This window comes from Actinokineospora sp. UV203 (assembly GCF_056323665.1).
Window position 1 is genome coordinate 995978 of sequence record NZ_CM150484.1, and the last position, 13984, is coordinate 1009961.

General features: G+C 70.7%; 11 protein-coding genes. 1 reads left to right on the forward strand and 10 read right to left on the reverse strand.

Going from position 1 to position 13984, the window contains the following annotated elements; translation table 11 throughout:
• Nucleotides 1-73: 73 nt before the first annotated feature.
• From ACUZ2Y_RS04535 to ACUZ2Y_RS04580, 10 genes are all read right to left on the reverse strand, one after another.
• Nucleotides 74-277 carry an MbtH family protein gene (locus tag ACUZ2Y_RS04535; protein WP_476327186.1) on the reverse strand — a complete coding sequence of 68 codons (204 nt, stop codon included), beginning with the start codon at nucleotides 275-277 and terminating at the stop codon, nucleotides 74-76.
• Entirely contained in the window at nucleotides 274-1518 is a 1245-nt protein-coding gene (locus ACUZ2Y_RS04540; protein WP_476327188.1) for an MFS transporter, read from the reverse strand. Before ACUZ2Y_RS04540 ends, ACUZ2Y_RS04535 begins: the two co-directional genes overlap by 4 nt.
• 20 nt (nucleotides 1519-1538) lie before the next feature.
• Entirely contained in the window at nucleotides 1539-2801 is a 1263-nt protein-coding gene (locus ACUZ2Y_RS04545) for a glutamate synthase-related protein (protein ID WP_476327190.1), read from the reverse strand.
• On the reverse strand, nucleotides 2798-3796 hold the full coding sequence (locus ACUZ2Y_RS04550; RefSeq protein WP_476327192.1) for an asparagine synthetase A: 999 nt from the start codon (nucleotides 3794-3796) through the stop codon (nucleotides 2798-2800). Before ACUZ2Y_RS04550 ends, ACUZ2Y_RS04545 begins: the two co-directional genes overlap by 4 nt.
• The gene (locus ACUZ2Y_RS04555) at nucleotides 3793-5064 is read right to left on the reverse strand and encodes a methylaspartate mutase (protein ID WP_476327194.1); all 1272 of its coding nucleotides are present in this window, start codon (nucleotides 5062-5064) and stop codon (nucleotides 3793-3795) included. Before ACUZ2Y_RS04555 ends, ACUZ2Y_RS04550 begins: the two co-directional genes overlap by 4 nt.
• Nucleotides 5058-5558 carry a cobalamin B12-binding domain-containing protein gene (locus ACUZ2Y_RS04560; protein WP_476327196.1) on the reverse strand — a complete coding sequence of 167 codons (501 nt, stop codon included), beginning with the start codon at nucleotides 5556-5558 and terminating at the stop codon, nucleotides 5058-5060. The genes ACUZ2Y_RS04555 and ACUZ2Y_RS04560 overlap by 7 nt, the downstream gene beginning before the upstream one ends.
• Before the next feature lie 164 nt (nucleotides 5559-5722).
• Entirely contained in the window at nucleotides 5723-5935 is a 213-nt protein-coding gene (locus ACUZ2Y_RS04565) for a hypothetical protein (RefSeq protein WP_476327198.1), read from the reverse strand.
• 449 nt (nucleotides 5936-6384) lie between these two features.
• Nucleotides 6385-9351 (reverse strand): AfsR/SARP family transcriptional regulator, encoded by a 2967-nt coding sequence (locus ACUZ2Y_RS04570; RefSeq protein WP_476327200.1) that lies wholly within the window; start codon nucleotides 9349-9351, stop codon nucleotides 6385-6387.
• Nucleotides 9352-9576: 225 nt separating this feature from the next.
• Nucleotides 9577-9927, reverse strand: coding sequence for a nuclear transport factor 2-like protein (locus ACUZ2Y_RS04575; protein ID WP_476327202.1), 351 nt, complete (start codon nucleotides 9925-9927; stop codon nucleotides 9577-9579).
• 227 nt (nucleotides 9928-10154) lie between these two features.
• Nucleotides 10155-10703 (reverse strand): hypothetical protein, encoded by a 549-nt coding sequence (locus ACUZ2Y_RS04580; protein ID WP_476327204.1) that lies wholly within the window; start codon nucleotides 10701-10703, stop codon nucleotides 10155-10157.
• A 111-nt stretch (nucleotides 10704-10814) separates the two neighbouring features.
• Between ACUZ2Y_RS04580 and ACUZ2Y_RS04585 the strand changes: the two genes are divergently transcribed.
• Nucleotides 10815-13733: an AfsR/SARP family transcriptional regulator gene (locus ACUZ2Y_RS04585; RefSeq protein WP_476327206.1), complete on the forward strand. Its 2919-nt coding sequence runs from the start codon at nucleotides 10815-10817 to the stop codon at nucleotides 13731-13733.
• Nucleotides 13734-13984: the final 251 nt, after the last annotated feature.

Sequence of the window (13984 nt, forward strand, 5' to 3'; positions counted from 1 at the left end):
GATGTAGGAACCGATCGGGGCCGCACACCGATCAGCGTCGGCGGTCATGGCCGGGAAAGCGGGAACAGCGCGGTCAGCCGGTTGCGAGGCTCGCGGGCCGCAGGTCGGTCCACGAGGCCTCCACGTAGTCCAGGCAGGCCTGCCGGGAGTCCTCGCCGAACACGACCGTCCAGCCTGCGGGCACGTCGATGGCCACCGGCCACAGCGAGTGCTGGTTCTCTGCGTTGACCAGCACCAGGAAGGTGCCGTCGGCGTCGTCGAAAGGGTTGGTGCTCATGGCTTTTCCTCCGGGGGGTGGGTGGGCAGGTCCCGAGTGGACTTGATGGGGCCGATCAGCCGGACGAGCCTGCCGAGCACGGCGGCGGCGGTGATGATCCACAGCGCCTCGCGCACCCCCAGCACGGTGCCGAGGACACCGCCGAGGACCGCGCCGACCGGAATCACGCCGAACTGGATGACCCTGGAGCTGGCGTACATCCTGCCGAGCAGGTGCGACGGGCAGTAGGACTGGCGGAAGCCGGTCACCACGACGTTGCCGACGACCATGCCGATCGAGGGGATCATGATCCCCAGCACGAACAGCGCCAGCCCGAAGCCGTCCTGGGTGGCCGGGATCAGCAGGGCGAATGGGGCGGTGCCGATGGAGAAGACGAGCAGCGCGCGGGCGGTGCCCATTCTCGCCGCCACCTTGCGGGCGATCATGGCGCCGAGCAGGCCGCCGACGAAGTCGGCGGCGAACAGGAAGCCGACGACGCCGGGTTCCGCGCCGACGGTGCGGATCAGGAAGACCATGGTCAGCGCGTACATCGCGTTGAGGGTGAAGTTGTCCACCGCCGCGCTGATCGCCAGGACGCGCAGGTAGCGGTCCCGCCCGACGTAGCGCAGACCTTCACCGATCTGCTGGCGCAGTGTGGTCTCGCGCGGTGTGCGGTCCACCGTCTCCTCGACCCGCAGCCTCCTCAGCACCAGCGCCGACACCACGAAGGTGGCCGCGTCGACCACGAGCCCGGAAACCGCGCCCGCGATCTGGGTGAGCAGACCGCCGAGGCCGGGGCCCGCCAAGTTCGCCACCTGGTCGGTGCCCTGGAGCTTCGCGTTAGCCTCCGACAGGTGCTCCTTGCCGACCACGTCGGGCAGGAACGCTTGGTAGGCGGTGGTGAAGAACATCAATGCCGCGCCGGTGACGAAGGCGACCGCGATCAGGTGCGGGATGGAGAGCACGTCGAGGTAGGCCGCGATCGGCACGCTCAGCAACGCGACGATCGAGACGTAGTCGGCGAACAACATGGTTCGCCTGCGGGAGAGCCGGTCGATCCAGGCGCCTGCGGGCAGCCCGACCAGCAGCCACGGCAGCCACGCCATCGCGTTGATCAGGCCGGTGTCCAGCGGGGTCGCCCCCAGCGTGACGACCGCGACGAGCGGGAAGGCGACGCCGGTGATGGCACTGCCGACCTTGCTGGCCGCCTCTCCGATCCACAGCAACCGGAAGTCCCCGTTGCGCTTCAGGGCACCACTCACGCGTGCCCCCTCGGTGGTGGTCATACGAACTCTCTTTCCCTGTCCATGGCGGTGGGGTCCCAGATGTCCTCGGTCGACACGTCGGCCGCGCTGTACTTGCCCAGCGCGCTGATCAGCAGCCGCAGTTCGAGCGCCAAGCAGTCGAGCACCCTGCTCAGGCCCGCGCACGGGTCGGTGTCGGCGGCGAGCAGCGCCGCCCGGCCGAGGCCCACCGCGCTCGCCCCGCGGGCGAGCGCCTTGAGCGCGCGGGCACCGGCCCACATCCGGCCGCTGACCAGCAGCGACCCCGGCCCGACCGGCGCGCCGACCCGACGCAGGCACTCATCGAGCGGGAGGCCGACGTGGTCGAGGAACGCGGTAGGCGCCCACCCGCTGCCGCCCTCGGCGCCGTCGACGGTGACCGCGTCCGCACCGGCCGCCCAGGCCACTGCGGCGGCCTTGCCGACGTCGCGGCCGGGGTGCAGCTTCACCCAGACCCGGGCACGCGGGTAGTTGTTGCGCATCAGGTGGATCTGGTGCGCCAGGATCTCCTCGGTGAAGGTCCCCGGCGAGCCCGAGCGCAGCACCCAGTCCGCGTCCGCACCGAACACCGGGTCGATGACGTACTGCGCGCCCACCCGGCGCGAGGTGGGCCGGTCGAGCACCGTCATGCCACCCAGGCCGGGCTTGGCGCCCTGCCCAACCTTCAGCTCGAAACCCAACCTGCCCGACTCCAGCAGCAGCAGCGCCGACGGGTCGCTGTAGACCAGGTTCCACACCTCGGCGTCGGCGTCCTCGGTGCTCTGCTGCACCACGACGCCGCCGAGCCCGTCCGGAACGGCCGCGCAGTACTCGCGCAGCCTGCCCAGCAGCGCGCTCTCGCCCGCGTCGAGCCTGCCGTACCCGTTGACCGGGACCACGTTCTCGCCGATCACCATCGGCAGCCCGGCCGCACCGGCCTGGCGGGCCACCGCGCGGCCGAGATCGGCACCCGCGACCTGGGTGGAGCCGAACGCCGAGAGGTAGACCGGCAGCGGCGCGGTGAACCCGCCGATTCCGGTGGCCAGGTCGACGTCGCCGTACATCGGCTCCCGCCCCAGGTCGATCAGCTTCTCCAGCCGCCGCGGCATGAACACCGGCGGCACCAGGCGCAGTGCGTCGAGCCGGTCGCCGGGCGGTTGCTCGGTGGCGCCGTAGAGGGTGTGCCCATACTCGCCGTGTGGCGGGAAGATCGCGGACGTGCCGTCCGTGGCCCTGGACCGGATCTCCGCCTCGGCGAACCCCTCCGCCCGCAGCGCTTTCACGGGGCGACCACGCCGGGGACCTTGGGGTACGCGGTGGCCTGCCACACCGACTCAACCCCGGTGACGTAGCGGGTGAACCGCTGCACGCCAAGGCCGAACCCGGCGCTGGCAGGGATGCCCTCGCGCAGCATCCGCAGGTACCAGCCGTACTTGGCCGGGTTCTCGCCGGTCTCGCGCATCCGGGTGACGACCCTGGCGTAGTCGGACTCGCGCTCGCTGCCGCTGATCAGCTCGCCGAAGCCCTCCGGGGCGATCAGGTCGAAGTTGCGCAGCGAGCCGCGCCGCGCCGGGTCCTCGCGGTCGTAGAAGCCGCGGGAGCCCTTTGGGTAGTCGGTGACGAAGAACGGGCTCGGCGCGGCGAGCGAGAGGATCGCCTCCCCCGCCCAGTCGATCTCGGCGTCCGGGCTCTGGTCGTGGCCCAGGTCGCGCAACTCGGCGACGGCGGCCTCGTGCGTGCGCCTGCCGAAGACCCCTTCGAGCAGCCCGGTGAACGCCGCGGGATCACGGTCCAGCACCGCCAGCTCGGCGGGGTTGCTGGTGACGACCTGCCGCACGGCGTGCGTGATCAGGCCGGTGACCAGGGTGAGCGCGTCGTCGCGGGAGGCGCCTGCCATCTCCACGTCGATCTGGTGGAACTCGGCGAGGTGGCGGTTGGTGTTGCAGGTCTCCAGCGGTTCCAACCGCACGTTCGGCGCGACGTAGAAGATCCGGTCGAAGGCCAGCAGCGACGCCTGCTTGTAGAGGATCGCGCTGGTCATCAGCTTGTACCGGTGGCCGTAGTAGTCCACGTCGACCTGCTTGGCGCCGCGGGCGCCCGGGTCGGTGACCGGGCCGATGATCGGCGGCAGCAGCTCGATGAATCCTTCCTCGGCGAGGAACTCCCTTGCCGCGGCGAGGATCGTGGCCTGCACCCGCAAAACCGCCTTGGTGTTCGGGTCGGACAGGTGGGCACCGGGTTCGCCCGGAAGCTTGGCCGGTCGGATGGTCTGGGTCATGACTGCACCATTTCCCTCGGGGGTCGGCGATCGGCAAGGTCGTACCGGCGCTGCACGTGCGACAGGGCGTTCATCAGTGCGGCCGCGGTGGGGCGGAGCTGTTCCCGGGCGGTCGCGGCGATGGGCATCGCCCCGGTTCGCGACCACCGCAGCCTGCCGCCGCCGTCGATGTGGCTGCGGCTGTTGCCCGCGTTGTCCGGGTGCAGGCAGTAGGGGACGTCGAGTTGGCCGCGGGCGAAGGCGCTGATCAGCGCCCGGCCGATGTCGGTGTCGAGGTCAAGCACGGCGTCGATGAGCGCCCTGGCCTCCTGCTGGATCTCGCCGTCGGGTTCCGCGACCGCGACCACCGCCTGTGCCCGCTCGGCCGCCGCGGCGGCAACGCGCAGCGCGTCGATGTTCTCGGCGATGGTGGGGATGCGGAACGCCTCGATGACGGTCTTGACGATCAGCCGCTCGGCACCGGTGCGCACCGCCAGTTCGGCCGCCGATTCCAGGAGCCGGGTCGCGCCGCCGGGTGTGCGCGGGTAGACGCCCATGTAGGCGTACACGACCACGTGCCAGTCCACATCGGACAGGTATTCACCCGCGAGTGCGCGCAGCGTGCGCACTGCTTCGGTGTCCTGGTCCGGGTCGGTCTGCTGGGCGTAGCTCAGCGAGACGCTGCGCACGCCGTGGGCGCGGAAGAACATCGCCTCCAGCACGCTCATCGCCACCAGCAGGCTCGGTGGGCACAGCTGGCCCATCAGGCAGCCGCCGAAGGTCTCCAGGTGCGGGCGCTCGGTGTAGCCCGCGAGCAGCTCGCACGAACGGGCCCAGTTGTCGACCGACACAGCGAGCGGGGTACGGCCGTAGGGAAGGCAGTAGGAGACGGGTCCGCCCTCGGTGGCGTGCAGCCCCGCGCGGGCCAGCGCCACGATGATTTCGCGCGGGTCGGCGGAGCCGTGCCGGACCTGGACCGGGAAGCGCGGGCCGTGTAGCCCGTCGAGCACCGCGCGGGTCGTCGACAAATCATGCGCGACCAGCGGGTACCCGTTGAGGTCTGCGCGGGCGGCGAGCGCATCGAGGGCCGCGCCGTGGTCGCCTACGCGGGTGTAGCTGTCGAGGGTGAGGGTGCCCACCGCGGTCACCCCGGCGCCACGGACGGCGGCGAGCCCCGCGCGCATGGCGGCCGGGTCACTGAACCCCATCCTGGTCTGGACCACCAACCGACCCGCCGCCGCCTGCTCGGCGACGAACTCCCCGAACGAGCTGGTGCGGGTGGTCAGCATGACCGTGCCGCGGTGGGTAACGCACCGACGAAGGAACGGAAGGCCTGCAGCCCGTCGGCGACGGCCAGCGCCCCGCGGCCGGCGACGTGCACCACGTCCTCGCCGAAGACCGCGTCGAACCCGGCCTCGACCAGCGCCGCACCGCGCTCGGCCGCGCCGACCGCCCCGGTGACCCCGAGCTTGCCGCCGATCACGACCGGGACGTGCGCCAGCAGCGCCTGCGACCGCACCCGCTCGATCAGCCGCAGGCCGTCCTGGTGGCCGTGGCCGTTGACGCTGCTGATCACGATGAGGTCGGGCGCGGCGCGTACGCACTCGTCGACTAGGAGCGTGTCCGGGACGCAGGGGCCGAGGTTGGTGACCCGGTGGCCGAGCTCCTCGAGCACCGACCGCAAGAACACCAGGTTCCAGGTGTGCGCGTCCGAGGCAACACTGCTGACGACGATGTCGAGCCCGATCCCGGCAGGCGGCGGCCCGTGGTGCTCAAGTTGCATGGGCTGATCGTGCGGACCCGGCATATTGGTGCGATATCGCCGGACCAACGCGGGGTATGAATCCGCGTTCGATTGGGTAAGGGCGGCGATACACCCACGATGGCCGGGCAACTTAACGTCAGTGTCGCCCGGCCGCCGGTTAGCGGCGGGACCGGGAACACCATCTAAGGAGCAGCCATGTACGCCGTCCGCCGGGTCGTCATCGTGGGACTCACCGCCATCGGGATCGCCGCGGCCGCCGCCCCGACTGCGGCGGCGGCGAACGACGACACGCCGTGGTCCGCCTCGCCCGCGGGCGACACTCCGTGGTCGGCCGCCCCCACCTTAAGCGCCCTCGCTTCGGACACCCCGTGGAGCGCCGTCATCTCGTCGGACACGCCCTGGTCCTAGATGATTGATTCCAAGGGCTGGGGCATCTGAGGACGTGAAGCGAGGGTGTCCATGATCCACCAAGGGCTCCGATGATCGGAGTGCATGACCCCGACACATCTGCGGCATTCGGGGAGCTGCTGGCGTTCGCCGGTAGCTGTATCAGTGCCTCACCGCGCGTTGACGCGTTGTCGAACTGACCGACGCGGTGTTGCGCACCGAGGGACCCGTGCGGTCATTGGTCGAGATGTCGTTGGCCGGCGAACACCGCCGAGGACACGGCAGCTTGTACGCGGCCGTGCGCACCGAAACACTCACGATCCGGCCCTGTACGCCTGCCACGGCGCGGTAACAGCCACCCGGCAGCACGCCACGACGTGCACGTCGTCACCGCCAGCGCAGTCAAACGACAAGCCGGGCACACCATGCCGACACCGCACAGGGGTCGAAACTCAAGCTAGTTGAGGGGGGTGTCGGCCAGTGGTGCGCCGGTGCGCACCGAGTGGAGGACTTCGCGGGCACGGGCCACCCAGACCGGTAGGCCACGCTCGAGGAACGTGCCGAGCGCGGCCTCGGCCAGGGCCTCGGCCTGCTCCACCCGGTTACGCGCGGCCAGCACCACGGCCAGGTCCACCGCGGCGCGCGCGGCGCCGACCTGGTCGAAGATCTTCTCCCAGGACGCCACCACCTCCCGCAGCACCGCCTCGGCCTCGTCGTGCCTGTCGAGCCTGCTGAGGACCAGCCCGAGCGACTGCATGGCGTAGTACTCGCCAAGGACGTCGTGGTTGCGGCGCACCAGGTCCAGCACCGCCTCCATGATCACCTCGGCCTGGGCGTACTGGCGCTGCAGCCGCATCGCGGTGCCCAGCCAGTACAGGACTTGGGCCTCGACCCGCACCCCGCCCGCGTCGCGGCTGATCACCAGCGCGGCGTTGAGGTGGTCGGTGGCCGCGGTGTACTCCCCCGCGTCGAGTTCGCCCCTGGCGATCCTGGTGAGCACGTGGGCCTGCCCGACCAGGTCACCGACCTCGACGAACAGCTCCATCGACCGTTGGAACCCCGCGACGGCTCGGTCGCGTGCGCCTTCCTGGTAGTCGATCGCGGCGCGGTTGCGCCAGATCATCGCCAGGCCCTGGCGGTGGTCGAGAGCGGTGAACAGCTCCAGCGCAGGGTCGAGCACCGACCTGGCCGCGCCGAACCGGTTCCGGCTCAGGTGCAGCGACCCCAGCGAGCACAGCAGCGCGGCCTCGCCGAGCGCGTCGCCCGCCGCGCGGACCGCGCTCAGCGCGCGCTCGTGCGTGTGCTCCCAATCGCTGGTGTAGCCGTTGGCCTCGAACAGCGTCACCAGCCTGACCGCCAGCTCCCACGCGGTCTCGTGCAGACCCGCCTCGGCGGCCTGCTCGACCGCCGCGCACAGGTTCGGCCGCTCGGCGTCGAGCCAGGCCAGCGGGTCGAGCAGCAGGCCGCGGTCGAACCCGTCCGGTGGTGCCCAACGGTCCGCGGTGCCGCACAGCACGGTGTAGTCGCCGCCATAGAGCCTGCGATGGGCCTGTTCGGCGAGGCCGAGCCAGCCGCCGAGCAGCCGGGCCCCGGCCGGGGCCGACACCGCGGGGTCCTCCTCGGCGAGGCACTCCTTGGCGAAGATCCGGATGATGTCGTGAAAGGCGTAGCGCGGATCGACGCCGATCCCGACTACGTCGAGGAGTTGGGTGTCGACGAGGTGGTCGAGCAGCGCGGTGGCCCGCGCCGCGTCCACGTCGAGCAGGGCGGCGGCACACCACGGTGCCACGCTGTCGCCGGGCACCATGCTCAGCAGCCGGAACAGCCTCGCCGCGGCGGGGTCGAGGCCGTCGTAGGTCAGCGACAGGCTGGCGCGGACGAACATGTCGCCGTGCGCGAGCTCGTCGAGCCGGTTGCGCTCGTCGGCGAGCCTGCCCAGCATCGAGGCCAGCGACCAGTGCGGGCGGGCGGCGAGCCGGGCGGCGACGATCCGCAGTGCCAGCGGCAGCCCGCCGAGCAGGCGCACCAGCGACCGGGCCGCGGCGGGCTCGCGCTCGATGCGCTCGGTGCTGATGACCCGGCCGAGCAGCTCCATCCCGTCGTCAGGGCCGAGCACGTCCACCCCGACCAGCCGCGCTCCCGGGGTCCCGGTCAGCCGGACGCGGCTGGTGACTAACACCGCGCAGGTGTGGCTGCCCGGCAGCAGCGGGGCGATCTGCGCGTCCGACCCGGCGTCGTCCAGTACTACCAGGACCCGCTTGTGGGCCAGCAGGCTCCGGTAGAGGTCGGCGCGCTCGTCGGCCTGCTCGGGGATGCTGACGCCTGGCGGGCCGAGCCCGCGCAGGAACCGGGCGAGCACGTCGGCGGGGTCGACGCGGGCGTGCTGGGTTCCGCCGAGGTTGCAGTAGAGCTGGCCGTCGGGGAAGCGGTCCTTCGCCATCAGGTGCCCCACGTGCACCGCCAGCGCGGTTTTGCCGACACCGGCCTTGCCTGTCACCGCGACCACCCGGACCGCCCGGTCGTCCGGTTCACCCAGCACCGCGCACAGGTCGCTGACCACGTCACCGCGGCCGGTGAAGTCGGAGAGGTCGGCGGGGAGCTGGTGCGGGGCGACCTTCGGCTGGGCGGGCGGGGCGTCGGTCGCCCCGGGGTCCATCGTGTGGTCCTCGGTGAGGATCGCCGCCTCGATACGGCGCAGGCCCTCCCCCGGCTCTATGCCCAGCTCATCGACCGAGATCCGCCTGCCCTCTCGGTAGAGGGCCAGCGCATCCGCGGAGCGGCCCGCGCGGAACAGCGCGAGCATCAGCATCCCCCGCAGCCGTTCGCGCAGCGGGTGCTCGCCGACCAGCGTGCTCAGCTCGGCGACGAGACGGTGGTGTCTGCCCAACCGCAGCTCCCAGTCGAGGCAGTCCTCGAGCGCGCCGAGCCGCTCCTCCTCCAACCGCAGGACCCGGTTGGCCAGCGCGGAGCCCACGTCACCGCCGAGCGCGGGCCCCCGCCACAACGCCAGCCCCTGGCGCAGCAGGTCTGCCGCCTCCGGCAGTCGCCCCTCGCGGGACGCCGCCCCGGCCCGGCGCACGAGGTCGCGGAAGACCTCCAGGTCGACCTGGCCCACGTTTACCTTGATCAGGTAACCGGGTGCGCGGGTAATGATCGACTCGCCGAGTCCGACCGCGGCCAGTGTCGCGCGCAGCGCCGAGACGCAGATCAGCACCTGGCTGCGCGCGGTCTTCGGCGGCCTCTCGTCCCACACCAGCGAGATGAGCTGCTCGGTGCGCACGACGCGGTTGGGCTCGAGCAGCAGGGCACCGAGGATGATCTGCTGGCGGCCGGGCGGAATCCGCACGGTCGCGCCAGCTGCGCGAACCTCCACCGGGCCGAGAATGTGGAACAGGATCGAATCGCTCTGCTCCGCCGTGTTCATTTGCTTTCGCCCCCAGTGCCGCAATAGCCGCTCTCAAACGCTAACCGGGACTCCACAGGCTGACAATGGCAAGATCAGAGATGACGCCCAACGGCCTAAGAGATGTCTCGTGAGCGATCAGCAGCTGTGACATCGACAATCGGCGAAGGTGATGTTTGCTCAGGTTGCGGCGGGCCGGCTTTCTTTGTCGGCCCCGCGCCGTCACCGGACTGCCGAGGACCTTGACTACAACACCGGAATTCCGTCACTCTCCGCAACCGTTGTAAAGCGCCGCCGCTGCACGAACAGGGCCCGGTCAGAGACGACGAACACGTCGATGAACTCGCGAGCTCGACGGTTGGGGCCGACCATTCGGCCCACCACAGCCAGTCGCCGGTTCGAACCGAACACGTGCAACACCTGATGCTCCACGCCCGGATCGGCCGCCGACCGCTCCACCTGGTCACGGCCGCGGGCCGTGGGGCACCAGGGAAGGGTCAGCAGCGCCCCGTCCTCGAACAGCGATCCGTAACCCTCCACGTCCCCGGTGTCCAGGTAGTGGTACGACAACCGAACGTGGTCCACCGCGGCGGCCATCGCCGCGTCGATCCGAAGGGCTTGCCCCGACCCGTCGTCTTCCATCCTGAGGCCATGCCTTCCCCGAGAGCCGAACATTGTTCCCGAGCGTGGCCGATGCCCCCATCGCATGGATATTCCAGGGGTATCGGCAAGTGTTCCGCTCAGGCCTCTCTTCGCGGGAACGGCACCTCACAACCAATACCGACGACAGTTGCGGCTCCACGAGGACCACTCAACCCGAGCGCTCAGCCGATCGAGCTCGCGGCGGCGAAGAAGTCGCCGAACTTGTCCGGGGTCGTCAACACACCCGCGTCGTAGACGGTGAAGTCGATGAACGACTCGTCCCGGAACGTGATCCGCATCGGGTGGCGAATGCTCTTGACCGCGCCGATCTCGGTGAATCCCGCGAGGCGCTCCAGGCCGAACCTGGCGTAGCAGACCGGCGGCAGGTCCGTGCCGTCCGCGCCCAGGTTCCACACCGAGAACGTGCGCTCGCTGATGACCAGCAGCGGGTACGCGGCCTTGCGCGATATCGCCCGCGCGTCCGAGCCGTCAGGCCCGGCCACATGCTTCTTGCCGTTGTAGACCGTCATCGCCAGGTTCAGCACGTGCGACAACTTGAAGCCGGTCAACCAGGTCAGGTCGGTGACGCCGTCGTTGCCCTTCTGCGCCATATGGTTGCCGAACGCGAACGCCCGCACCCGGTCGTGCTGGCCCAACTCGGCGGCCAGCGCAGCCCGGTAGTCGGGCAGGTTCGCCATGTGCTTCGCGATCAGCCCGTCCATCATTCCCACGACATTTGCTCCTCATCCGGTCGATTGCCTTCCGACGAGCAGGGTGCGCGGCACCACTGGACGTGCGCTGGACGCCATAATGGGCGCCCACCGACCCGAAGGACCGCCGACATGCCGCGTATCCGCCTACTCGGACAGGTGCGCGCCTGGAGCGACGGGCAGGAGATCGCCCTCGGGTCCCCGCAGCAGCGCACTGTCCTCGCGGTGCTGGCGATGACCCCCGGCCGGGTGGTCGGACAGCAGGAGCTGATCGACCTGCTGTGGCCGGACGGCCCGCCCTCGGCGGCGGCGAACGTCATCCAGACATATCTCAAACGGCTGCGCCGCTGCTTCGAACCCGACCGCGCGGCACGCCAGGCGAGCACCGTGCTGCCCACGGTCGGCGAGGGCTATGCCCTGCGCGTCGACCCACTCGAGACCGATCTCGGGCGGTTCCGCGCGCTGACCAGGACGGTCGACGCCGACGACCCGACAGCCACGTTGATCAGCGCACTCGACCTGTGGCACGGGCCCCCGCTCGCCGGAACCTCTCTGGCCAATGGCCCGCTCGCGACCGGCCTGCTAGCCGAGCACACGCTCGCGGTGACCGACTGCGCGCGGGCGGCACTCGCCGACGGCCGCGCCGCCGACGTCGTGGCATTGGTCGAACGCGCGGCCACCACCAATCCGCTTGACGAATCCCTGCATGCCCTGCTGATGAGGCTGCATGCCGCGACCGGCAATCGGGCAGGCGCCTTCACCGTGTACCAACGCGTTCGCGGCGCGCTGGTCGATGAACTCGGGATCGACCCAGGTCAGGTGCTGACCCGCGCCTATGCCGACCTCCTTACCGACACCGCTGTCGCCGACGCGTCGACCGTCACCGCGTCGGACACGCTGCCCTGTGCCGTCCCGGAGTTCAGCGGTCGGCGGACCGAGCTCGCCGAGCTGGTGGAGCGGGCAGGCGGCACCGTCGCGATCACCGGGATGGCCGGGATCGGCAAGACCCAACTCGCCACCCGGGCAGGCCAAGCACTCATCGACGCCGGGCGCATCGACAAGGTGCTGTTCGTCAACCTGCGCGGCTTCCACCCGGACCCCGACCAGCCCCCGGCCAACGCTTCCGCTGTCCTGGAACAGTTCCTGAGCCTGCTCGGGACGCCGAGCGACCGGATTCCGCACGATCTCGACCAACGTGCCGCCCTCTACGCGCGGCGGCTGCGCGGCAGCCGAACGCTCATCGTGCTGGACAACGCGTCAAGCGAGCGGCAGATTCGACCGCTGCTCGTCGACGAGCCGGGGTGCGTCACCCTGATCACCAGCAGACGCGCGCTCGCCGGTGTCCGACAGCTCGCCCTGCCGGTGTTCACCAGTGCCGAGGCGACCGAGTTGCTCCGGCGGTCGGCCGGGCCCGCCAGGGTCGCGGCGGAACCGCGGGCCGCCGATGACATCGCACGGGCCACCGGGTACCTGCCGCTCGCCCTCGGCCTGGCCGCCGCCCGAATCGTGGCCAGTCCGGAGTGGACGATCGCCGACCATGTCGACCCGCTGCTGCGCCGACTCGACGATCTTCGGCTGCCGACCGCCGTGCAGGTGTCCATCGACCTGTCCTACGAGAGCCTGTCGCCGGATTCGCGCAGACTGCTCCGGCTCATCGCCATCCATCCTGGGGAGTCGGTCGACACCGACGCGGTCGCCGCCCTCGCGGGCATCGGTGTCAGTGCCGCGCGCGCCGGGATCGACGACCTGGTCGCGAACACCATGCTGTCGCGGCGATCGGACCGGTACGAACTGCACGACTTGGTCCGCGCCGCCGCCATGGCCCGCTCGCACGACGAGGACCGAGGAGCAGACCGCCAGGCCGCGCTCACCCGCCTGTTCGAGCACTACGCGAACTGGGCGACAACCGCCGCCCACACACTCAACCCCGCGCGGAGAGGGGATCTGCCGCCGCGACCGGCAGGGGTGTTTCCCACCGGCGACCCGGACCGGGCGCGGGCCTGGCTCAGCGCCGAGCACCAGAACCTGATGACGGTGATCGACCACGCCGCCCGCACCGGCGCACCGGCCGCCGCGATCCGGCTCGCCTCGGCCGTCGCCTGGGATCTGAATTACACCGGAAAGTTCCGCGACGCGCTTCGCGTGCACACGACGGCCCACACGGCGGCGGTCGCATATGCTGATCGGGCAGGTCAGGCCAACGCCTTGCGGCACCTGGGAATAACGCTCATCCGCCTCACCCGCTATCAGGAAGCGTCCGCTCACCTCGAGCGCGCCATGTCGATCTACCGCGACCTGGGCGACCGGCGCAACGAGGCCGCCACCACGCACGCCGCCGCCATCGCGATCGACCTGCTTGGCCGCTGCGGCGAGGCGATCGACCTGTTCCAAGCGGTGCTCGACATCGAACGCGAACTCGGCGACCCGGTCCGGGTCTCGACAGTGCTGAACAGCCTCGCCACCGTGTGCCGCAGAACGGGCCGGTTCACCGAAGCGCTCACCCACCAACTCGCCGCGCTCGACCTTGACGCGGGCGGTGATCAGCAGCTCACCTGCATCATGTTGAGCAACGCCGCCGAACTCCACCTGCTCGTCGGCCGCGCCGACCAGGCCGAGCCCATCGCACGGCAAGCGGTCGAGTCCAGTCGTCGGCTGGGGCACCACGCCCAACTCGCCGAAAGCCTCGGCACCCTCGGCGCGGCCGAAGTCGCCCTCGGCCGGTACAACGACGCGACCAGGCACCTGAACGAGGCCATCGTCGTGGCCCGTGATCTCGGCGCCCGCGATCACGAGGCGGCGGCGATGAACCACCTCGGCAACTGCCTGCACCGCGGGCCGCGACCACAGGAAGCCGTCGCCATGCATCGGAACGCTCTTGTGATCGCCGAGGAGGTCGACGACCACATCCAGCAAGCCCGGGCCCACGAGGGCATAGCCGCGGGCTCCGACCCGGTCACCGCGGCCGAACACCGCGCCCACGCGATCCGGATCTACCGCGACCTCGGATCCGCCGAGGCCGACCGCCTCTCCCCGCAAGCCGATACCGCGTAGTCAGACGGATCCAGGATCCGGGCGGCCTGCGGCTCGAATGGCGGACTGCTCATCGAAGATCGCTCCCAGAAGCCACCGCTGGACGCCCTCATCGACCGGCGGAGACCTCCACGTGGCGCACGACTCCTTGCACAGGACGGGAAGTCGCTGTGTTCACCAATGCTGTCCGGCGAGATGGCGACCGCTGGGAAGTTCGGCCGGTCACCCGTGGCCGTGGCGTTGACGGCCAGAGGACTGAAACTCGCCCCGCG